Origin of the sequence: Streptomyces sp. NPDC079167 (assembly GCF_040686735.1) — a bacterium.
Lineage (GTDB): Bacteria > Actinomycetota > Actinomycetes > Streptomycetales > Streptomycetaceae > Streptomyces.
Genome location: NZ_JBFBLO010000023.1, coordinates 92,506 through 112,198 on the forward strand (window position 1 = coordinate 92,506; position 19,693 = coordinate 112,198).

Annotated in this window: 21 protein-coding genes and 1 pseudogene; 16 read left to right on the forward strand and 6 right to left on the reverse strand. The window is 70.0% G+C overall.

Annotated elements, in window-relative coordinates:
- Position 1: 1 nt before the first annotated feature.
- The 13 genes and pseudogenes from AB0P41_RS32740 (at position 2) to AB0P41_RS32800 (ending at position 11,937) form a co-directional block, all read left to right on the forward strand.
- Positions 2 to 415 (forward strand): TadE/TadG family type IV pilus assembly protein, encoded by a 414-nt coding sequence (locus AB0P41_RS32740; protein ID WP_365935739.1) that lies wholly within the window; start codon positions 2 to 4, stop codon positions 413 to 415.
- A 38-nt stretch (positions 416 to 453) separates the two neighbouring features.
- Complete coding sequence (locus AB0P41_RS32745) at positions 454 to 1,791, forward strand: CpaF family protein (RefSeq protein ID WP_356713047.1); 1,338 nt, start codon at positions 454 to 456, stop codon at positions 1,789 to 1,791.
- 10 nt (positions 1,792 to 1,801) lie between these two features.
- A complete protein-coding gene (locus AB0P41_RS32750; RefSeq protein WP_356713049.1) occupies positions 1,802 to 2,737 on the forward strand; it encodes a type II secretion system F family protein in 936 nt (311 codons plus the stop codon).
- Positions 2,738 to 2,751: 14 nt separating this feature from the next.
- Complete coding sequence (locus tag AB0P41_RS32755) at positions 2,752 to 3,639, forward strand: DUF5936 domain-containing protein (RefSeq protein WP_356713051.1); 888 nt, start codon at positions 2,752 to 2,754, stop codon at positions 3,637 to 3,639.
- A gap of 11 nt (positions 3,640 to 3,650) precedes the next feature.
- Entirely contained in the window at positions 3,651 to 4,985 is a 1,335-nt protein-coding gene (locus AB0P41_RS32760; RefSeq protein ID WP_365935741.1) for a histidine kinase, read from the forward strand.
- A gap of 50 nt (positions 4,986 to 5,035) precedes the next feature.
- The gene (locus AB0P41_RS32765; RefSeq protein WP_365935743.1) at positions 5,036 to 6,142 is read left to right on the forward strand and encodes a response regulator transcription factor; all 1,107 of its coding nucleotides are present in this window, start codon (positions 5,036 to 5,038) and stop codon (positions 6,140 to 6,142) included.
- Between the two features lie 224 nt (positions 6,143 to 6,366).
- Positions 6,367 to 6,597 (forward strand): hypothetical protein, encoded by a 231-nt coding sequence (locus AB0P41_RS32770; RefSeq protein WP_365935769.1) that lies wholly within the window; start codon positions 6,367 to 6,369, stop codon positions 6,595 to 6,597.
- 35 nt (positions 6,598 to 6,632) lie between these two features.
- Positions 6,633 to 7,244, forward strand: a pseudogene (locus tag AB0P41_RS32775) (pilus assembly protein TadG-related protein); the annotation flags it as partial.
- Positions 7,244 to 7,858 carry a hypothetical protein gene (locus AB0P41_RS32780; RefSeq protein WP_365935745.1) on the forward strand — a complete coding sequence of 205 codons (615 nt, stop codon included), beginning with the start codon at positions 7,244 to 7,246 and terminating at the stop codon, positions 7,856 to 7,858. The pseudogene AB0P41_RS32775 and the gene AB0P41_RS32780, both read left to right, overlap by 1 nt.
- 8 nt (positions 7,859 to 7,866) lie before the next feature.
- On the forward strand, positions 7,867 to 8,520 hold the full coding sequence (locus AB0P41_RS32785; RefSeq protein ID WP_356713146.1) for an OmpA family protein: 654 nt from the start codon (positions 7,867 to 7,869) through the stop codon (positions 8,518 to 8,520).
- Positions 8,521 to 8,669: 149 nt separating this feature from the next.
- Positions 8,670 to 9,938, forward strand: a complete 1,269-nt coding sequence (locus AB0P41_RS32790) for a hypothetical protein (protein WP_365935746.1) — start codon at positions 8,670 to 8,672, stop codon at positions 9,936 to 9,938.
- A gap of 45 nt (positions 9,939 to 9,983) precedes the next feature.
- The gene (locus tag AB0P41_RS32795; RefSeq protein ID WP_356713061.1) at positions 9,984 to 10,580 is read left to right on the forward strand and encodes a GNAT family N-acetyltransferase; all 597 of its coding nucleotides are present in this window, start codon (positions 9,984 to 9,986) and stop codon (positions 10,578 to 10,580) included.
- A gap of 67 nt (positions 10,581 to 10,647) precedes the next feature.
- Positions 10,648 to 11,937: a hypothetical protein gene (locus AB0P41_RS32800; RefSeq protein ID WP_356713063.1), complete on the forward strand. Its 1,290-nt coding sequence runs from the start codon at positions 10,648 to 10,650 to the stop codon at positions 11,935 to 11,937.
- Here the strand turns inward: AB0P41_RS32800 and AB0P41_RS32805 are convergent.
- Entirely contained in the window at positions 11,925 to 12,116 is a 192-nt protein-coding gene (locus AB0P41_RS32805) for a hypothetical protein (protein WP_356713065.1), read from the reverse strand. The two genes, AB0P41_RS32800 and AB0P41_RS32805, sit on opposite strands and share 13 nt — an antisense overlap.
- A gap of 11 nt (positions 12,117 to 12,127) precedes the next feature.
- The gene (locus tag AB0P41_RS32810) at positions 12,128 to 12,979 is read right to left on the reverse strand and encodes a DUF5753 domain-containing protein (protein WP_356713067.1); all 852 of its coding nucleotides are present in this window, start codon (positions 12,977 to 12,979) and stop codon (positions 12,128 to 12,130) included.
- 413 nt (positions 12,980 to 13,392) lie between these two features.
- On the opposite strand from AB0P41_RS32810, the gene AB0P41_RS32815 reads away from it, so the two are divergent.
- Positions 13,393 to 13,725, forward strand: coding sequence for a hypothetical protein (locus tag AB0P41_RS32815; RefSeq protein ID WP_365935748.1), 333 nt, complete (start codon positions 13,393 to 13,395; stop codon positions 13,723 to 13,725).
- An 86-nt stretch (positions 13,726 to 13,811) separates the two neighbouring features.
- Here AB0P41_RS32815 and AB0P41_RS32820 read toward each other — a convergent pair whose 3' ends face one another.
- Positions 13,812 to 14,429: a hypothetical protein gene (locus AB0P41_RS32820; protein WP_365935750.1), complete on the reverse strand. Its 618-nt coding sequence runs from the start codon at positions 14,427 to 14,429 to the stop codon at positions 13,812 to 13,814.
- A 75-nt stretch (positions 14,430 to 14,504) separates the two neighbouring features.
- Positions 14,505 to 15,434, reverse strand: coding sequence for a hypothetical protein (locus tag AB0P41_RS32825; RefSeq protein WP_365935752.1), 930 nt, complete (start codon positions 15,432 to 15,434; stop codon positions 14,505 to 14,507).
- Positions 15,435 to 15,653: 219 nt separating this feature from the next.
- Here AB0P41_RS32825 and AB0P41_RS32830 point away from each other — a divergent pair, with 219 nt between their 5' ends.
- A complete protein-coding gene (locus AB0P41_RS32830; RefSeq protein ID WP_365935753.1) occupies positions 15,654 to 16,331 on the forward strand; it encodes a 2-phosphosulfolactate phosphatase in 678 nt (225 codons plus the stop codon).
- Between the two features lie 97 nt (positions 16,332 to 16,428).
- Positions 16,429 to 16,863: a VOC family protein gene (locus AB0P41_RS32835; protein WP_365935755.1), complete on the forward strand. Its 435-nt coding sequence runs from the start codon at positions 16,429 to 16,431 to the stop codon at positions 16,861 to 16,863.
- Positions 16,864 to 16,952: 89 nt separating this feature from the next.
- Here AB0P41_RS32835 and AB0P41_RS32840 read toward each other — a convergent pair whose 3' ends face one another.
- Positions 16,953 to 17,540, reverse strand: coding sequence for a hypothetical protein (locus AB0P41_RS32840; protein ID WP_365935757.1), 588 nt, complete (start codon positions 17,538 to 17,540; stop codon positions 16,953 to 16,955).
- A 16-nt stretch (positions 17,541 to 17,556) separates the two neighbouring features.
- Positions 17,557 to 19,530 (reverse strand): hypothetical protein, encoded by a 1,974-nt coding sequence (locus AB0P41_RS32845; protein WP_365935759.1) that lies wholly within the window; start codon positions 19,528 to 19,530, stop codon positions 17,557 to 17,559.
- Positions 19,531 to 19,693 lie beyond the last annotated feature (163 nt).

Here is a 19,693-nt window from a genome sequence, read left to right on the forward strand (position 1 = left end):
GATGGCACCCGTACGCATCCCCTGCGCGGCCGGACGGAGACCGGGACGGGTCAGGGGCAGGGGCAGGGGCAGGGACCGCGGCTCGACCGCCATCGAGTACCTCGGCTTCCTCCCGGTCCTCATCCTCATCGGCCTCGCCGGCATCCAGCTCGGCCTGATCGCCTACACCGCCCAGCAGGCGGGCACCGCGGCCAGGGCAGCCGCCCGTACCGCCGCGCAGGAGGACGTGTCCGGGTCCTACGCGCAGGTCGGACGGGCGTCCATGACCGGCTGGGTCGCCGAGCGGTCCCAGATCTCGCCGCCCGCGGGGGGCGACGCCGTCACGGTCACCGTCACCGTCAAGATCCCGGACATCCTGCTCGGCATGCTCGGTGACCGGACCGTCGAGAAGTCCGCCACCATGCCGCGCGACTAGGCACCAGGCACCCCCATCCCATCCGAGGAGAACCACCCATGAGCCTGCGGGCACGCATCACCGCCCCCGAGGAGCGCGGAGGGGGGCGGGAGGACGGCCACCTGGTCGCGACGTACCGCGCGAAGCTCCTCGAGGAGATCGACCTCGCGGAGATGTCGTCGCTGGCCACGGCGGACCGCCGCGCCCGGCTCGAACGCGTCCTGGGCCACATCATCAGCCGTGAGGGCCCGGTCCTCTCCACCCTCGAACGCTCCCAGCTCATCCGGCGCGTCGTCGACGAGGCACTCGGGCTCGGCGTCCTCGAACCGCTCCTGGAGGACGCCTCCATCACGGAGATCATGGTCAACGGACCCGACCAGATCTACGTCGAACGAGCGGGCAGGGTCGAGCAGCTGCCGCTGCGCTTCGCCAGCCACGAGCAGCTGATGCAGACCATCGAGCGCATCGTCTCCACCGTCAACCGCCGGGTGGACGAGGCCAATCCGATGGTCGACGCCCGCCTCCCCAGCGGAGAGCGCGTCAACGTCATCATCCCGCCGCTCTCGCTCACCGGCGCGACGCTCACCATCCGGCGCTTCCCCCGGTCCTTCTCGCTCCAGGAGATGATCGGCTTCGGCTCGCTGGACCAGCACATGCTGCTGCTGCTCGCCGGACTCGTCCAGGCGAAGTTCAACGTGATCGTCTCGGGGGCCACGGGCACAGGAAAGACCACGCTGCTCAACGCGCTCTCCGGGCTCATCCCCGAGGGCGAGCGGATCGTCACCATCGAGGACTCCGCCGAACTCCAGCTCCAGCAGAAGCACGTGATCCGGCTGGAGTCACGTCCCCCGAACGTGGAGGGAAAGGGCCAGGTCACCATCCGGGACCTGGTTCGCAACTCCCTGCGCATGCGCCCCGACCGGATCGTCGTCGGTGAGGTCCGCGGCGGCGAATCGCTCGACATGCTCCAGGCGATGTCCACCGGCCACGACGGTTCGCTGGCCACCGTCCACGCCAACAGCGCCGAGGACGCGCTGATGCGGCTCCAGACCCTCGCCTCGATGTCCGAGATCAAGATCCCCTTCGAGGCCCTGCACGACCAGATCAACAGCGCGGTGGACGTGATCGTCCAGCTGACCCGGCACGCCGACGGCAGCAGGAGGGTCACCGAGATCGCGGTGCTCGACTCGCACGGCCGTGCCCCGTACAAGATCGTCACCGTCGCCCGGTTCGACGCCCGGCCGATGGACACCGACGGCCTGATCCACGGCGACTTCCAGGCCCTCCCGCTCCCGCGTCGCATCGCCGACCGGCTGTACATGGCCGGACAGCCGATCCCCCAGGCCTTCGGGGTCGCCCCGTCAGACGAATACCTCGCCACCCGAGAGGCCGGATAGGTACCCCGACATGGACAACCTCGCACCGCTCACCCTCGGCGTCACGCTGCTGTGCTGCGTACTCGCCGTCCTGGGCCTGCACGCCTACACCTCGGGCAAGGCCCAGCGCGAAGCCCTCGTCGACCGGCTCTCCTCGACCGGTCAGATCGAGCCGGGCCCGCAGCGCCGCTTCCGGGGGGTCGACCGCCGGCTGCGCCGCACGAAGCTGGGCAAGAGGATCGAGCTGAAGCTCGCGGCCACCGGCCTCGACGTCACTCCGGGCGAGTACTTCCTCTACGTCGTGGCCGGGGTGGCGGCCGTCTGGCTGATCGCGGCCTCCGTCCTGGCCTCCTTCTTCGGCCCGCTCGCCGGACTCGCCGGGATCTGGGCCGCCAACACCTTCCTGAACTGGCACCGCACCAAGCGCACCGAGGCATTCATCAGCCAGTTGCCGGAGATCTCCAGGGTGCTGGCCAACGCCACCCAGGCCGGGCTCTCCCTGCGCACCTCCATCGCCATGGCCGCCGACGAACTCGAAGCGCCCGCGGGCGACGAACTCCGCATCGTCGCCGACCAGCTGGGCGTGGGCCGCACGCTCGACGACGCGCTGGACGAGCTCGCCACGCGACTGCCCTCCCGCGAACTGGTCGTCCTCGTCGCCACCCTCATCCTCTCCAACCGGGCCGGCGGCCAGGTCGTCTCCTCGCTGCGCAACCTCACCATCACCCTGGAGGAGCGCAAGGAGACCCGGCGCGAGGTCCGCACCCAGCTCTCGCAGATCAACGCCACCGCGTACGCCGTCCCCGCCATCGGCGTCGGCGCGATGCTCCTCGTCAACACGATGCTCCCGGGAGCACTCGACCGCATGACGGGATCGTTCGCCGGCCAGGTCGCCGTCGTCGTCTCGCTCGGCCTCTACACCGTCGGCTTCATCGCCATCCGCCGCATTTCCAAGATCGATATCTGAGGAGGGGACCGAACATGGAACTGCTGCTCGCTCTCGTCGTCGGCCTCAGTGTCTTCGGTGTCTTCAAGGGCGTACGGATGTACCGCGCCGAGGCCACCCTCCCCGGTGACCTCGCGCTCGCCCTGGAGGTGGGCTCGACCCGCACCACCGCGGTCGGCTCCGGCATCGACCGGCTCGGAATGCGCTGGGCGCCCCTCGTGCTCCGCCTGATGGGACCCAAGAAGGTCAGCGACAAACGCCGCAAGATCGACATGGCGGGCAACCCCGGCGGCCTCACCATCGACCGCTACGCCGCCCGACGAGCCGTCTACAGCGTCCTCGGCGGGGTCGCCGCCTTCGTGATGCTCACCAGCGGCCGGTTCTTCATGGCACTCCTCATGGTCGCCTTCGGCCTCTTCTGGGGCGAGGTCGGCATCTGGGCCGCCGTCCGCAAACGCCGGGACGACATCGACCGCACCCTCCCCGACTTCCTGGACGTCCTCGCCGTCGTCGTCTCCGCCGGCCTCGGCTTCCGGCAGGCACTGGACCGGGTGTCGGACAAGTACAAGGGTCCGTGGGCCGACGAACTGCGCATCACCCTGCGCCAGATGGACATGGGAGTCAGCCGCCGCCAGGCCTTCGACGAACTGCGCAGGCGCAACGACTCCGACCAGGTCGCCATGTTCGTCACCGCCCTCCAGCAGGGTGAGGAACTCGGCGCGCCCATCGTCGACACCCTCATCGCCATCGCCAACGACATGCGCCGCACCGACGCGCAGAACGCCAGGCGGAAGGCGGCCAAGGCGGTCCCCAGGGCCACCCTGATGGTGACCACGTTCATGATCCCCGCGACCGTGATCCTCATGGGCGCCGCCATGCTGCTCGGATCCGGCACCGACTTCGGATCCCTGACGGGGGAGTGAGCGACGGGCCGATGACGATCTCCCTGCAGCCGGGACCGGAGTCCGCGGACCCCCGCCACACCCTGTCCACCCCGGTGGGACCCGCACCCACGGTCTCCATCCAGGTCAACGCCCTCCAGGCGCTGGCCCGCCAGGTGTTCCTCTTCCGGCTCGCCATGATCGCCATCGGCACGCCCCAGGCGATCGACAACAGCGCCCCCGGACTCGCCGGCTGGCTCGTGGGATCGGCGGTCCTGGTGACGTTCGTCGGCTCGTACGCCCTCTACCGCGACTGGGAACGCTTCGGACCGCTTCTCGTGCGCCACCCGCTGCTCCTCGCGGCGGACACGGTCTTCGGCGCGCTGCTCCTCTTCACCGCCACCCCCGAATCGACCCTCGGCTACGCGGTCGTCTGCACCCCGCTGCTCGCCGGACTGCTCTACGGCTGGCGTGTCGCCGGCGTCTTCGCCGCCGTGCAGAGCCTGATCCTCGCCGCCGCCTACAGCGTCGACAACCGCCCCCAGTCGAGCCTGGCCGACGTGCTCCTCCTCCCCGGTTTCTGCGTCCTCGCCGGAGCCGTCGGCGTGGCCCTGCGCAATCTGATGCTCCGCGTCGGCGCGGCCAGCCAGGCGCTGACCGAGACCCGGGCCCGCCTCGCCGTCAGCGTGGCCGTCGAGGACGAACGCGCCCGGCTGGCCCGGGAGATGCACGACTCCGTCGCCAAGACCCTGCACGGCCTCGCCCTGGCGGCCGACGGGCTCGCCCGCACCTCCGACCGGACGGACCCGCTCACCGTCCGGCACCAGGCGGAACTGGTGGCCCGATCCGCCCGCCGGGCCGCCGCCGAATCCCGCGAACTCCTCTCCGACCTGCGCCGCGCATCCGGACTCGACGGCGGCGTCGACCTCATCGCGGAGCTCCGTTCCAGAGCCGAGGACTTCACCCGGCGGCACGGCATGAACACCGTGTTCCGCACCCTCGGCGACACACCCGTACCCCTCGTCCCGCAGGTCGTCGCCCGGCAGCTGCTCACCGTCGCCTCCGAGGCGATGGAGAACGCCCACCGGCACGCCCGCCCCACCTACCTCGTAGTCCTCGCCGGCATCAAGGGCGACGTCCTGCGCGTCAGCGTGTACGACGACGGCCAGGGCCTGCCCACGGGCACCACACTCGACGACCTGAGGCGGGCCGGCCACTTCGGGCTCGTCGGCATGGTCGAACGCGCGGCCTCCATCGGCGCGCGCATCCGCATCGGCAAGGGCCAGGCGGCCAAGGGCACGGAGGTACGCGTGGAACTCCCGACGGCCGCCCTCACCCCGCCCGCAGCGACGGACCCGGCAGCCCGGGCCCCAGCTCCGAGCCCGTAACCGCTCCCCACCCTCTTTCCGTCCCACCCCATCCGAGAGGAGGTCGCAGAATGCCGGACGACGTCTCGCGTGCGCCGGGCCAGGGCCGGGCGGCACAGCACCACGCCTCCCAGCACACGTCCTCGCACGACTCCCCGCTCAGCACGGAAGCCAGCTCCCCCGCGTTCCCGGCCACCCAGCACCCGCCGACTCCCCAACGGCCCCCGGAAACCGCCGGTGAGCCCACCGCCCGCGCACAGATGCCCGCGTTCCCCGCCGCCCCCGACGGGCCGGCACCCGGGCCCCTCCGGGTCGTCGTCGCGGACGACAACCCCGTCGTACGGGCGGGTCTCGGGGTGCTGCTCAGCGGCCGGGCGGACATCGAGGTCGTGGCCGAGGCCGCGGACGGGCGCACCGCCTACGAGGCAGCCGTACGCCACCGGCCGGACGTCATTCTGCTCGATGTTCGGATGCCCGGGGTGGACGGCCTCTCCGCCCTGCCGCACCTGGTGCAGGTTGCACCCGTGATGATGCTGACGTACAGCCGCGAGAGCGACATCGTGCACGAGGCGCTGCGCCTGGGGGCGGGCGGCTACCTGGTGCACGGCGAGTTCACGGCCGATGAACTCGTGCAGTCCGTACGCGACACCAGGAGCGGCCGGGCCCCCTTCACCGAAACCGCCGCCAAGGCGCTTCTCGCCCATATGCGCCAAGGGGCGGACCACCAGCCGAGGCAACTGCCGGAAGGTCTCGGAACGGCCCTGACGGCCGGGGCGCCACAGGGCGGCCCGGGCCCGGGCTCCGGTGGCACTCACGGGGGCCGGACGCCTTCGCCGCCGCCGGTGCGACCGGCGGGAAATCCGGAAGCCCTTTCGCACCTGCAACCCGTTGTGGCACAGTCTTCGACAGACAGTGAACGCCGGCGTCCCCAGGCGCCCAACCGGCAGCAGCACGACCTGAGTTCGAGGGAGGCGGAGGTCATGGAGCTCATCTCTTCGGGCATGAGCAACCAGCAGATCGCCGCCACGTGCTTCATCAGTGAAAAGACCGTCAAGAACCACATCAACAGGATCTTCACCAAGCTGCACAGCGGCAGCCGCAGTGAGGCCATAGCCCGCTGGCTCGGCACGGCACCGGGCTCGGGACCTGGAGCGAGGGGGACAGGCAGCCATGGCTGAACGGGGGAGACGCCCCGACAGGGGGACACGGGCGGGACGACAGGCCCAACGGCCGTTTTGGGCCCGGGTTTGGGCCCTGGGACCCTCCGTGGGACACGCGGATCCGTCGTACCTTTCTCATGTCGCCGACGGCACCGGCCAGGAGGAAGCCGGTTCCGGACGCGGCACCGCAGAGACACACGCGTCGGCCGGCCCCCGGCCGGCCGGACCCGGAGGGGAACACCATGAGCAAGCTGATGCTGCAGGCTTCCGTCAACGCCAAGGTCTGGGCGAACACGTCGGTGGAGCGCCTGAAGGCCCGGGCGGACCGGGACCGGGGGCAGGGCTCGGTGGAGTACCTGGGCATCATCGTGGTGGTTGTGGCGATCATCGCGGCGCTGATGCTGACGAACATCGGGACGGCGATCGGCGGTGCCATCACCGGGCAGATCGCCAAGATCACCGGTGGAAAGTAGTAGCCAGACAGCCACGTGAGGCAGGGCAGGCTTTCCCCATCTACATCATGGTGGTGGCGGGCCTGCTCTTTCTTGCGTTCGCGTACTTCGCTGTCGGCCAGGCGTCGATGAAGAAGAACGAGGCCCAGACCGCCGCAGATGCCGCCGCGCTCGCGGCGGCGACGGACGCGCGCGACCAACTGAGCTGGCCCGGCGTCTTCGACCTGGATGAGTGGGACGACCTGCTGAGCGGGCACGGAGCCCTCTCGGGGTCGTGTGATGCGGCAGGCTGGCTTGCCGCCGAGAACGATGCCCACCTGAGCGGGCCGGGATGCTACGCGGAGGACTGGCCAGAGCTCTCTTACATCGTCACGGTCGAGACGAACAAGCCCGTCGGCGACTCGGTGATCGCCAGTACGGCGACGAAGAAAGCCACGGCAACCGCACGAGCGGTGATCGAGCCGCGCTGCCGCATCGAAGAGGACACACGTCCCGCGCCGAGCCCTCCGACGGACGACGACGAGGGCGACACGGAGGAGTCCGAGGAGCGGAAGGCGTACAAAGCCGTCTGTGATGACGAAGACTTGGACTTCGACATCGACCCCAAGAACCTCGAACTCCTGCCGGACCTGGCAGACCTGTTCTCCGTCCACCTGGCCGACAAGTGATGAACGACATCGAGAGGACCACGCCGATGCGTGCAGCCATGACCCGGATTCGCTTCAAGGGGGCCGCTGTGGCGGCCGCCTCTGTAGCCATGGCTGTCGTGCTGACGGCATGTGGCGGGGACGGAGGATCGGACAAGTCGGAGGGCAAGCCCAAGGAAGCCTCCACTTCTTCCGACAGTCAGAAGAGTGAGGCCCCGGAGCCCGAAGCGACGGACGAGGACCAGGTGCTGGCCACGATCAAGGGCAAGGACGGCGTAGAGGTCACTGTCAGCTCGGCCGAGCGTGAGTCCGGTGGATTCATCACGGTCAAGGGGCGGGTGAAGAACGGTTCGGATCAAATCTGGTTCGCCCCCGGATGGCAGGGGCTTGAGCAGGAGCTCGTGAGCAACGGGGCGTCCATGGCGGGCGCGACTCTGGTGGACCAAGCAGGAAAGAAGCGCTACCTGATCCTGCGTGACACAGATGGCCGGTGCCTCTGCACGAAGTTCGAAGCGATCCAGCCGGATGACGAGGCACCGTTCTTCGCGCAGTTCCCCGCCCCGCCGCAGACCACGGCCGAGGTCGACTTCCAAATCCCGACCATGCCCACCGCGACGATCAAGATCTCCGGGTGATGACCACCATGCAGCCACCACCCGCCCCCACACCCCGCGCCCCCCGGGGCGCCCTGCGCCGCCGCGTCGCCCTTTGCGCCGCCGCCACCGTGGTCCTCAGCACCTCGACGCTCTGGGGAGCCGCCTCCGCGACGGCCGACGACAACCCCACGGCCGTACCCTCCGCCTCGCCGCCCGTCGAGGTCGACGCGAACTCGCCCGGTCTGATGCTCGGGGACGGCGCGACCCTCGGGGACATCCGCGTGCTCGACATCAAGTCCGTCGTCGAGGACCTGGGCGGTGAGGAGCGCCGCGAGGACACCAACGTGGACATCACCTTCGCCCTCCAGGCCGAGGTCCTCTTCGGCAAGGACAGCGCCAAGCTGAGTGGCGAGGCCAACGCCCGCATCAACGCGATCGCCCAGGAGATCAAGAACCAGAAGGCGACCAAGGTCCGCGTCTTCGGATTCACCGACGACCTCGGCTCCTCCGCCCACGGCGACGTCCTCTCCAAGCAGCGGGCCGACGCCGTGTCAGGAGTACTCTCCCCGGGCCTCCCGAACGTGACCTTCGAGATCCGTGGCTACGGGGAGGACTACCCGATCGCCGACAACAAGACCGAAGAGGGCCGTAAGAAGAATCGCCGCGTCGAGGTCACCTTCCAGCGCGCCGGCGCCTCATAGGGACCCACCGCCCCTCCTCTCTCCGCCGACACAGCGCACCGCCTCAAATCCCCGTTCCCTGGCGCCAGTTGAGGAGATCTCCGCCCGCCGGTCGTATGATGTGCCTCTGCGCTGCGCGCGGCTGGGAGATCCGGATCGGGGGAGGTTCCGTGGATGCGCACGGTGCGACGACGGGGCTGAGGGTTCTCGTGCCCATCAAGTACGACCTCGGCGGGACCATCACCGACACCAGGCGCCTGATGGCGGTGATGGAGGCCCGGCACGGTTCCGTGGACGTAGACATGACGATGCTACGCAGCTGGAATTTATCGTATCTTGCCGGACACGCACCGGTTCTCTCGTGCAGCCTGCCCGGCGGTGAGACGGTACTCGCCGGGGCCAAGTGGTCCTTCGACTGCCGGATGCGGATGTATCCGTGGCTCGGTGTGGTCTCGGTCGACTACATGTTCACCCTCACCGAGGGCGTGGCCGAGATCGAGCGCTTCTACGACGACCTGGTCGAGTGGAAGAACCGGGACTACCTGCCTTATCTCGAGCACTGCCGCGCGCTCAGCGAGAACCTGGAACTCCGTATCCCTCCCGGTGTGCGGTCCAGCGACTCCGAGGCGCACGGATCCGCCGTGCGGGCGCTGCGTGCGGGGGTTTCCGCCATCATCGAGCCCAGGCCCTTCTGCTACTCCTTCCACGACTTCCGCCTGTGCTTCATCGGAGACCTCGACGACCTCCCCGACGCACGGGTGCGGGAGTTGCTCTGGCTCTCCGACGGAGGCGCCGATCTTCCGGAGGACGGACTGGCCGCCCCGCTCGGATTCCGGGGGCTGGAGATAGCGAGCTCCGGATGGTCGACGGTGATCAGGGCGCAGCCCGGCGCGACAGCCGTCGACGCCGAGACGGTCACCACGCTGCTGAACCTGGTCCACGCCCAGTGGTTCGTCTGCCAGTTGTGGATCAACGCCCATGACCCGCGCGGACAGCAGGGCGGCGCGGGCAGACGGCTGGCGGGCGCCCACGTCCTGTCCGCGAACCAGACCGCCCTCGTGCAGGACCTGTCGGAGATCGACAACCTCGATGTCATGCTCAAGGACCCCGCACTGCTCCGGGTCGCGGAGTACCTGGAAGCGAATCTCAAGGTCCGCAGGCACAAGGAGACCGCCATGGGCCTCCTGCACGCGCTCGAGAACCACTCCCGCCAGCTGGCCGACTTCAACAACGAGACCGAACTACGTCGCGTGCAGGTGCTGTTCGCCATCTCGGCGGCCGCCGGCATAGCCAGTCTCGTCCCCTCTCTGACCGATGTCGGGTTCACCCTGCTCCACGTGGCGGCCACGGTGATCCCCTTGCTTGGTTTCTGGGCCCTGTTCGCAGTAGATTTCACCGGTGTGCGCCGACGGTTCAGGACGCGGCGCCGACGACCCTGAGCGGCCCGGCGGGCCGGCCCCGAGCCGGCCCGGCGAAGGAGTGGCGTGAGCGACATCAGCACAGGGTGGTACCGGCCAGGGGCGATCCCCGACGACCGGCTGCGTGAGCTGACGGAGATGTTCGCGGAGGTCGCCGGCGATTTCGTACCCCCGCTCACCCTGCGCGGCGGCACCGCCGTCTCCGATCTGCGCGAGCGCGAGCCGGAGGACGCGGATCCCGGCAACGGCTACCTGGACGAGATGCTCCAGCAGGACCTGATCATGGCCTGGTACGAGGACCGGCCCGCCGGCTTCGTCTCCTTCCGCAGCAACCACCGGGACCCGCGCTTCGCCGACCTGAGCCCCTGCCTGTACGTGAGCACCATCGCCGTACGCCACGACCACCGGCGGCACGGCATCGCGCGCGGCCTCTACCAGGAGCTGTTCGACCTCCCGGCATCCCTGCCCCCGTGGATAGTGCTGCGTACGTGGTCCACCAACACCGGCCACCTCCAACTCCTCGACCGCCTGGGCTTCTCCACGATCCTCCACCTCAAGGACGACCGTGCCGCCGGAGTGGACACCGTCTACCTCGCGGCCGACCGCACCTCGAAGTCACCCCTCCGCCGGACCACCGGATCCATGACCCCACCGGCCGGCTGATCACAGCCCGCCACCCGGCACGCGCCCCCTACAGTGGGTGCCCATGCCGGACGGTAGGAGCGAATCGATGTCGAGGCCAGGAGCCGGTGCCGCCGTCGGCGCGGCGGCAGCACTCTGCGCACTGCTTCTGACGGCTCCCGCTGCCGCCCACCCGCGTGCGGACGACACCCCGGGGAGCGGTGCCGCCTCGTACGGGCCGGCCGACGGCTCCGTGCCCGTCACCGGTACGGAGTCGAGCGCGGACGGGCCCCGGCTGGAACGGGCGAAGGTCTACTCGGACACCATCGGCCCGGGGCAGAAGAAGTACTACCGGGTCCGGCTGGACGACACCTCCAACGCGTTCGTCTCCACGGTGCTCGCCCCGCCCCCCGGCACCGGCAGCGGCATCCTCGACGGAATCCAGGTCGCCCTGACCTCGGCCACCGGCACACCGTGCGGTTCGAGCCCGGCCGCGTACTTCGGGGACGACACCACCCGCCCGATCGCGGGCTACGCGTCGCGTCGCATCAAGGATGACACCGGCGCCTGCCAGCAGGCCGGGGACTACCTCTACACCGTGACACGGGTGGGTACGAAGACCGGCGGCGGAGCCGAGTGGCCGATCGAGCTGACCTTCATGGCGGAACCCGGCCTCAAGCCCGGTGCGACCGCCCCCCAGGCGCCGACGTCCTGGAGCTCGGAGGCACCGTCCCCGCCCGACGGCACTCCGCAGAAGGTGAGCGGCGGCACGGGTTTCAACGACGCGGCAGCCGTCGACGAGGGCACCTGGCGGGACGACCTCCAGCCAGGGGACAGCCGCTTCTACAAGGTGCCGGTCGCCTGGGGCCAGCAGCTCTTCCTGCGGGCCCAGCTGGCCAACGGCACCGCGGACGGCACGTCCTTCACCGTCAACGGGCTGCGCCTCGCGCTGTACAACACGGCTCGTGGCCCGGTCTCAGACAAGAGCATCGGCTACAACGGTGCCCCCGCAGGCGTCGATCTCGGCACGGCCCCGGCCGCCTACGCCAACCGGTTCGGGGGAGAGTCGACCGCGGAATCGGCGATGAGGTTCCAGGGCTGGTACTACGTCCAGGTGACCCTCGACCCGGAGGTCCCCCGCGGTGTCCCCATGACCTTGAACGTCACCCGCAAGGGAACGGCGCAGCCGGGCCCGCCGTACGACGGTGACCCGGAAGCGGCAGGCTTCGGCCTCGGCGACACGGGCCCCGGCAGCGGCGAGAACCTCACGATGCGAGCGATCGGGTTCGCCGGGATCGGCGCCGGGACCGTGCTGGTCCTGGGCCTGGGCGCCTGGCAGCTCCTGAGCCGCCGCAGGCACCCGGCCGAGGGGGACGCGGGCGTCGCCTACAGCAGGTGATCGGCCTTGCCGGCCTTGATGTCCCGGATCATCTGCTGGAGGGCTTCGCGGCTGTCGGTGAGGTAACGATCCTCCTGGCCGAGAACGGCGATGAAGGCGTTGCCTTCAGCGTCCGTCCCGAGCCGGAAACAATTGTTTCCCTCACCGCAGTAGGGCTCTTCCCAGTCGATCTCGGCCATGGTGAGGCTCCTCAGAGTTGACGTGCGACGGCATGGACGAAGTCGCGTGACTCGGCTGCGCCCAAGGCAGCTTCCTCCATCCAGTCCAGGTGGGCCCGGTACTTGGTGAGCTGCGCCTCGGCGTGCATGAACTCCGGACCGTGTGCGGAATCCAGCTGCACCGTGTCGAGTTGAGGGACGACGCCGTGCGCATAGAGGAGCGCGTGTCCCGCGCCGGGGAACGCTCCCCGGTCCACGGGGATGACTCGCAGCTCGATGTTCGTGCGCTCTGATGCCTCACAGAGATGTACGAGTTGTTCCCGCATGACCTCGCGGCCGCCGAAGTGCATGCGGAGCGCAGCCTCGTGAACGAAGCCGACGTAGTCAACCGGGTTCTTGCGGTCCAGCACCTGTTGTCTGTCCATGCGGTGGGTCACGCGTAGCTCGATCTCCAACCGTGACAGTGCGGGCAGTACGGCACCGAACACCGCACGCGCGTACCCATCGGTGTGGAGGAGGCCCGGCAGATGCACGGTCTGCGCGGTCCGGATGCGTGCGGCGTTCCACTCCAGCTCGGCGATGTCCAGCAGCCCCGAGGGCAGAGTTCCCCGGTACTGCTCCCACCAGCCACGCTCGCGTTGCTCGGCCATATCGACAAGCGCATCAACGTAACGAGCGTCAGAGCATGCGAAGTTGCAGGCGAGAGTGCGGACGCGTTCCGGGGCTACGGGCCGGACGCCGACCTCCATGTTGGAGATCTTCGTCCTGTCGACACCCAGCAGGCCTGCTGCGTACGCGGTCGTCGCTTCGGCGGCGGTGCGCATCTTCCGGAGCTCGGCGCCGAGACGCCGTTGCCGCTCGGTAGGTGTGGAACTGCTCGGCATGGGCCTCTTCTTCCTCCAACGGTAGGCACAGTCTGCCGCTGAGGTGGAGACCGAGTCCACCCGCACGGAGGCAATTGCCTCCAGGGTGAGGACACTAGTGCCTCCCATGGTCTACTTTGAGTGACGCACCGCACACACTGCGTCGAGCCGAAGTGCATCGCGCGGTCCTGCCCGCACCTCCTGCCCTGGGAGGGGCAGGCCCGCGCCAGGGAGACAGGCCACAGCTCACCCGCAGCGATGGTGACCGTCAACTCATACGCCGGACAAGGGAGTCAGTCATGCACCCGTACGCGCCACCGCCCCAACCCCCCGCCGCCCTCTGTCCCGCAAGGGGACCCCTCCCCGTCCCCGGGCTCGTTCTCAGCCTCACCCTGCCCGGCGACCCCCGCAGCGCGGCGGTCGGTCGGCGCGCGGTGGCCGCCTCTCTGGCGGCGTACGGGCTCCACTCGTTCGCCTGGCCGGTGACGCACGCCGTCACCGAACTCATCGCCGTAACCGCGGCCCTGACCCCCGCCCGCGACCTCTACCTCTCCCTCCGCCACCGCGCCGACGCCCTCCGCCTCGTCCTGTGGGACCAGCACCCCCGCCATCCCGACCCGGACACCCTCGCCCTCTGCTCAGCCCGACGCCGCCACGCCCTCTGGCTTCTGTCGGCCGTCGTCGACGACTGGGGCGGCGAGTGGGGCGTAACCGACGGCCCCCCACCGCACCAGGGCATCAAGTCATGGGCCACCCTCCCGAGGTGACACAGGCGGTCGGTGGGAGGTTACGGACGGATAGGCGCCCCGTATGTCCGCTATGACCGTCCGTTTCTTCCCAGCGACCAGTCCAATTAGATGCCGAAGTTGGCTATGCACGTCACCCGGCCGGTCGCGATGTCGCCTCGGTGAAGCGACGTGAGGAAGGCCCACCGGCGGTCAGCCGGCGTCGGCTCGGTCTGCCATCGGGCTCGCACCACTCCGTCGCTGTCAGGCATGACAGCAGTGAACAGCGGCACCCGGTCATCCGCGTACACGGACAGGAGCGCTGCCGCATCGGCCCCGGAGACCCGCTGGGCCAGCGCCGGGAAGTCCTCCTCGTCGGCGACCGCGCTGTGGATCCGGCCGTCCTTGTCCTGCCAGACGCACTCGACGAGGCCCTCGGCGGGGAGAGTGGCGAGGACCGCGTCTACGTCGGAGGACAGGTCCGGCCACACGGCGAGCCGCGCGCGGGGGGTGAGTCCTGCACGCACCGAGTCGACGGTGTCGAGGTTGAGGCGGTGCCATCGGGAAGCGCCTTCGACGTACATCTCCCCCAGGAGGCCGGCCTCGCGCGCGGCGACCGCCCGGCGCACGCCGTCCCAGAAGTCGTCGTCGCCCGGCCGCTGGACGTCGTGCCCGGCGGCCTCCACGTCGTACGGCGAGGACGCCACGCGCCCCCGCACCAGCTCCAGCGCGACGCCGAGCGGCACCTCCTGCCCGAGTCCGTTCGGTCGATGGGAGGTTGAGGACGGATGAGTGCCGCAAATGTCCGGGATGGGTGTCCACTACTTCCCACCGACCGGGCGATGGGACGCCAGGGCCGCGCGGATTTCGCCGATCATGTGGTGGGGGGTGCGGAACACCGTCTCGGCGGGGAAGCGGAGGATCAGGCGCACCCCGGGGCAGGAGCTCAGCGCGTTGAAGCGGTCCAGGTCGCGGCGGTGTGCCTCACGAGTGCCGTGGTACGCGTAGCCCTCGATCTCCACCACCACGCCCTCCGCGACGAAGAGGAAGTCGGCCCGGATCAGTCGGCCGGCGGGTGTCCGCAGTTCCGCCTGGCTGAGCGGGTGCAGTCCGGCGTCGTGCATCCGCAGCCGCGCCACCGTCTCGGCGGGCGATCCGCTCTGCGGGTCGGCCAGGGCGAGCCAGGCCGCCGCCCGTGGTGCGCGATGGCGGCGGGTGGGATGCGTCGCACAGGCGGCGGTCAGTTGGGCGGTCGTGACCAGGGGTGCCCGGCGGGCACCGTGCACCACTCGCGTGCCCAGGGCAGAGTCCACGGCGACCAGTGCCTCGTCCCTCGGGCCGGCCAGGAGCAGGTCGCGCACCGTACGCAGGGGAGTGGTGGCCCGCATTCCACCGCGTACGCAGATCTCCCCCGGGGTGAGGGGCACGCGATGCACCATGAACCCGTGGCGCCGACTGGCAGGGCTGTCCGGGGCCGTGAACTCGATCGCGTCCCGCAGCAGTTCGATCCGGTGGAGTGAGGCGGCGGCCCGGTGGCTGAGGACGAGCCCGGGGTGGAGTATCTGCACGGCGCGGGCCTTGAGCCACGGCGTCAGCTCTGTGCCCGGTGCCGTCCAGGCTCCGCGTACGACGCGCTGCCAGCCCTCCGAGACGAGTGACCGGCTCAACTGCCGTGAAGCGCCACCGGCCGCGACCGCCTCACGGGTGAGCAGGATGCCCTGCTGGGTGAAGTGCTGAAGGTTCCCCGTCATCCGGCTAACTCCATGGATACTCCGCCGCTCAGTTCACGGCGATCTCGGCGACCTCCCTCGCCCGAGGGCGAGTACGTCAAGGAGACGAGGATGCCTCGCACCGCGGAATGCCGCGCGGGCCTGTGGATAACCGGACGCGCAGTACGGGCCGCGCAGCATGTGCCACACAGCACGGGCCGGGCGCCGACGATGCGGGGCGGGTGCGCGATCATGGCCGGCATGGACACTCGCTTCCTCGGCATCGATGATCTGACCGAAGTCCCTTCCGTCGCGGTCGTGGTGGACGTCATGCGGGCCTACACCGTGGCCGCGTGGGCCTTCGCCCAGGGAGCGGAGGAGATCGTTCTCGCCGGATCGCTCGACGAAGCCCTGGCGCTCAAGGCGCGCCACCCGGACTGGGTGGCGATCAAGGACGGTCCGCCCGCGCCCGGTTTCGACGCCGTCAACTCGCCCGGCCTGTTGCGGTCCCTCGACCTCGGCGGACGGACCGTCGTGCAGAAGACCACGGCGGGGACGGTCGGCGCCCTCGCCGTCCAGGACGCCTCGCTGGTGCTGTGCGCCGGCTTCGTCGTGGCGGAGGCCACGGCTCAGCTCCTGCGGGCGCGGAAGAGCGACAGCGTCACGTTCGTGGTCACCGGCGAGGACGGGCAGGCCGATGAGGACCTGGCGTGTGCTCAGTACATCGCCCGGAGAACCACTGAGGCCGGGACGGATGCCGCCGAGTACGTCCGCCGCGCCGCCGGGTCGCGCGCCGCCGCCGAACTGGCCAACGGGGTGCGCCAAGGAGTCCATCCCGACGACGTGGCGCTCTGCGTCGAGGTCGACCGGTTCCCCTTCGCCATGGTGGCAGCCTCGGAAGGCCCCCTCATGGTCCTGCGCCCGCACCCGATGCCGTAGTCACCGGCCGCATGCGCCGCGACTCGGCCGCATGCGCCGCGACTCAGCCAGGGGAAAGTCCGTGGACTACGAAAGACCTCGCCCCTATGGTGATCCGATGCCGACGATCAAGCAGGTCCAGATCACCTTCGACTGCGCGGAGCCCGAGCGCGTCGCCCGCTTCTGGTGCGAGGTGCTGGGATACGTCGTACCGCCGCCCCCGGAGGGGTTCGCGACGTGGGAGGCGTACGAGCGCACGCTGCCCCCCGAGCGCCAGGGGGCAGGGTTCGTCTGCATGGACCCCACGGGTGTCGGTCCGCGCATGTACTTCCAGCGCGTTCCCGAAGGCAAGGTCGTCAAGAACCGGGTGCACCTCGACGTCCGGGTCGGCACCGGGCTCGTGGGTGGAGAACGTCTGGCCGCACTCGAGGCCGAGTGCGCGCGACTGATCCCGCTCGGCGCGAAGCGGGTGCGTCTGCTGGTCGCTGACGAGTACAACGAGTCGTGCCTCTGGATGGAGGACATCGAAGGCAACGAGTTCTGCCTCGACTGACGTAAAACCGGGGGAGTCGATGGGAAGTTGTGGACGGATGGGCGTCGCGTATGTCCGGTATGGGTGTCCGTGACTTCCCGACGACCGGCTTACTTCACCGTGATTGAGTGGGTGAAGGTGTCCAGGCCTGCCGGGGGCAGCCAGCTCTTCATCGCGTTGAGGCGGATGGCGAAGGGGGTGCCCCTCGAGTCGACGCCGGTCACGACGACGCCGGTCATCCGCGTTCCCTTCGGCGGTGTCGACTCCTCGCCCGTCGAGGTGAACTCGTAGTCGATCCTGCGGGCGTCGCGGGCGCTCTCCGCGCCCGCGAGCCGTACGTCCCGGGTCTCCTTGCGGGTCGCCCCGAGGCCGATGCCGGCGCCCGCCGCTGCGGCCGCCTCGCCGGCGTCGCTGACGCCGGTGGCGAAGTCCAGCTGGACGGAGACCATGCCGGTGCGCACCCCCTTCTCCTCCTTGAGGGCGACCGCGGCGTTGGCCCTGCCGCGCTCGGCCGCCGGCTGGGGGTCGTACCCCTCGTCCTCCGGGTAGCCGACGGACACGCTCTTGGTGTCGAGCGTGGCCCAGCCGTCCGGGATCGTTGCGGCGTTCCCGCCGCCGCAGCCGCCGAGCAGTGTCAGCGTGAGGGTGGCGGTGGTGGCCGCACCGAGCGTCCTGGACCTCGTCGACGTCAACGTCATCGCCTCTTCGTGTCGTTCACTGCGCGCAGTAGCTGTACGGGAGATACGTCCGCTTGCCGTCCTGGGGAGCGCCGAGGAACCGGGCGTCCGTCAGCGTCTCCTCCTTGTGCTCGTCGGAGAGCGAGAAGCCGAGGCTCATACCCAGCGACACCTCGAAGCCGAACTCCTGGGCGTCCGACTCGCCGGTGTACCGCAACGTGCTGGAGAGGCCGTCCTGATACATCAGCTGGTCGAAGGGGTCGGTCCCGGCGGGCGCCTCCTGCAGGGAATGGTCGCCGAACATGTACTCGAACGGGGCGGTGCTGTCGCCGGAGCCGTCGATCCACTCCTCGGCGACGGACCGCTTGACCTCGGTGGCCTTGTCGGTCTCCTTGCCGAAGACGATCGAGTTCGTCCGCACCTCGACGCCCGTCTCCCCGGAGGAGTCGGTGACGCTGCCCTTGCCGCCGCGCCTGTCCCTGCCCTTCCGGCCGTTGTCGCCGCCGAGCTCGCCCCTGTCGGAGGTCGAGGTCTTCTCCACGGTCTGCGTCATGTCGATCCGTACGAGCTTCCCGGACTCCTGGTCGCGGGTGACGGTGAGAGCCCCGGTACGGGTGTCCTTCGCGCCGGCGGTGGTGCCCAGCGGGCCGGCGGTGCCGCCCACCTTGCCCTCGATCTCCAGCCTGGCGGTGTAGGTGTACGACTCGTTGCCGTTGACGTCGTCCTTGGTGATCGTCACGTCCGGGGCGATCTTGGCCTTGCCGCCCAGCTTGGCGCCGAGCCTCGTGTCGTCGCCCGCCTTGATGGAGAGGCCGCCCTCCGCGTGGACGTTGATGCCGAGGGTCGAGTACGAGATCTTCCTGTCGCCGATCTTCTTCTCGACGTCCTCTTTCTTCTCGGCCCACTTCATGCCGGAGTACCAGCCGCCGCCGTAGCCGCCGCTGTGCTTCAACGAGGTCTCCCACATCTTCATTTCCTCGATGTCGTCCCGCATCCTCCGGGCGTCCGCCTCGCTCCTGAACACCCAGGAGTCGCCGTTCGTGATCTTGATGCCGCCGCCGATGTCGATGTCCGCCTTGCCCAGGCTGCCGAGCTTCACGCCCGGTGTGCCGGCGGTGACGCCCGCGGAGGCGGCGTCGGTGAACGTCATGTGGACGAGCTTGTCGTTCTCGTCGACCTTTCCGTCCCCGTTCACGTCGGTGCCGGCCTGGGAGACCTTCTGCTGGAAGCCGTACTCCTCGCCCCACTCGAACCAGCCGATCTTCACCTTGCCGCCGGCGGTGTCGGAGACGCTGGAGAGCTGGCAGAGCTTGGGCTCGTAGTCGGCGTCGGTCTTCGGCTTCGCCGTGCCGTCCCCGCCCGGGGCGCAGCCCTGGCCGTCCCCGGTGAGCGTGCTGACGGCGCAACGGATGCCCGCCCCGATCCGGCCCCCGAGCCCGGCCAGGGCGAGCGCGGCGACCAGTGCGACGACGAGGACGATCACGCCGAGGTACTCGGTGGCCGTGGCGCCGCCGTCACGCCAGTCGTACGAGCGCCCGTACGCCGACGGGGGTGCGGCCCGGTCGCCGAGCAGCCGGTCCAGGGCCAGGCCGACGGCGGTCCCGGTGGCCATGGCCACGGCCGGCATCAGGAGGCCCTCGGTCCCCACGACGTCCCACGCCACCGCGTAGCCGTACGCGAGCCCGGCGACCGGGACGGCGAGCGCGCCGAGGAGGCGGAGGGGGTGGGACTCCCGGTGGGGTGGGGGGAGGGCGCGGGCGGCGGCCAGGACCGTCAGGACGGTCACCAGGACGCCGGGCAGGTGCAGCAATGCGAGGCGCCAGCAGAATTGTTCGAGCCGGTCGTCGGTCGCGAGGGTCTCGACGAGTGCCCGCGTCATCAGGAACCCGGTGACGACGTGGACGAGGGCGCCGGCCGCCCAGCTACGGCTCAGGGGGAGGAGCCGGCCGCCCCGCCGGTGGGTGGCGCCCGGCGGTATGTGGCCTGCGCCCCTGTCTCCCCAGCCGCTCACGGTCCACCCTCTCGCCGGCACCGCCCTGTTGGTCGTCGAGGGCGAATGTAGGGCGGGGAGCCGTGCCTGACCTGGGCCCCGGGCCCCAAAGGCGGGCCCAATTCCGGCCATCGGTGGGGTGAGGGGTCCCGCCCGGCGGGTGCCGCGTCCTTTTGGGTGCGGG

What these genes read in the sequence shown, in the direction of transcription:
- AB0P41_RS32740 (WP_365935739.1), top strand. Translation starts at nt 2, where the DNA reads ATGGCACCCGTACGCATCCCCTGCGCGGCCGGACGGAGACCGGGACGG.
- AB0P41_RS32745 (WP_356713047.1), top strand. Translation starts at nt 454, where the DNA reads ATGAGCCTGCGGGCACGCATCACCGCCCCCGAGGAGCGCGGAGGGGGG.
- AB0P41_RS32750 (WP_356713049.1), top strand. Translation starts at nt 1,802, where the DNA reads ATGGACAACCTCGCACCGCTCACCCTCGGCGTCACGCTGCTGTGCTGC.
- AB0P41_RS32755 (WP_356713051.1), top strand. Translation starts at nt 2,752, where the DNA reads ATGGAACTGCTGCTCGCTCTCGTCGTCGGCCTCAGTGTCTTCGGTGTC.
- AB0P41_RS32760 (WP_365935741.1), top strand. Translation starts at nt 3,651, where the DNA reads ATGACGATCTCCCTGCAGCCGGGACCGGAGTCCGCGGACCCCCGCCAC.
- AB0P41_RS32765 (WP_365935743.1), top strand. Translation starts at nt 5,036, where the DNA reads ATGCCGGACGACGTCTCGCGTGCGCCGGGCCAGGGCCGGGCGGCACAG.
- AB0P41_RS32770 (WP_365935769.1), top strand. Translation starts at nt 6,367, where the DNA reads ATGAGCAAGCTGATGCTGCAGGCTTCCGTCAACGCCAAGGTCTGGGCG.
- AB0P41_RS32780 (WP_365935745.1), top strand. Translation starts at nt 7,244, where the DNA reads ATGAACGACATCGAGAGGACCACGCCGATGCGTGCAGCCATGACCCGG.
- AB0P41_RS32785 (WP_356713146.1), top strand. Translation starts at nt 7,867, where the DNA reads ATGCAGCCACCACCCGCCCCCACACCCCGCGCCCCCCGGGGCGCCCTG.
- AB0P41_RS32800 (WP_356713063.1), top strand. Translation starts at nt 10,648, where the DNA reads ATGTCGAGGCCAGGAGCCGGTGCCGCCGTCGGCGCGGCGGCAGCACTC.
- AB0P41_RS32805 (WP_356713065.1), bottom strand. Translation starts at nt 12,116, where the DNA reads ATGGCCGAGATCGACTGGGAAGAGCCCTACTGCGGTGAGGGAAACAAT.
- AB0P41_RS32810 (WP_356713067.1), bottom strand. Translation starts at nt 12,979, where the DNA reads ATGCCGAGCAGTTCCACACCTACCGAGCGGCAACGGCGTCTCGGCGCC.
- AB0P41_RS32825 (WP_365935752.1), bottom strand. Translation starts at nt 15,434, where the DNA reads ATGACGGGGAACCTTCAGCACTTCACCCAGCAGGGCATCCTGCTCACC.
- AB0P41_RS32830 (WP_365935753.1), top strand. Translation starts at nt 15,654, where the DNA reads ATGGACACTCGCTTCCTCGGCATCGATGATCTGACCGAAGTCCCTTCC.
- AB0P41_RS32835 (WP_365935755.1), top strand. Translation starts at nt 16,429, where the DNA reads ATGCCGACGATCAAGCAGGTCCAGATCACCTTCGACTGCGCGGAGCCC.
- AB0P41_RS32840 (WP_365935757.1), bottom strand. Translation starts at nt 17,540, where the DNA reads ATGACGTTGACGTCGACGAGGTCCAGGACGCTCGGTGCGGCCACCACC.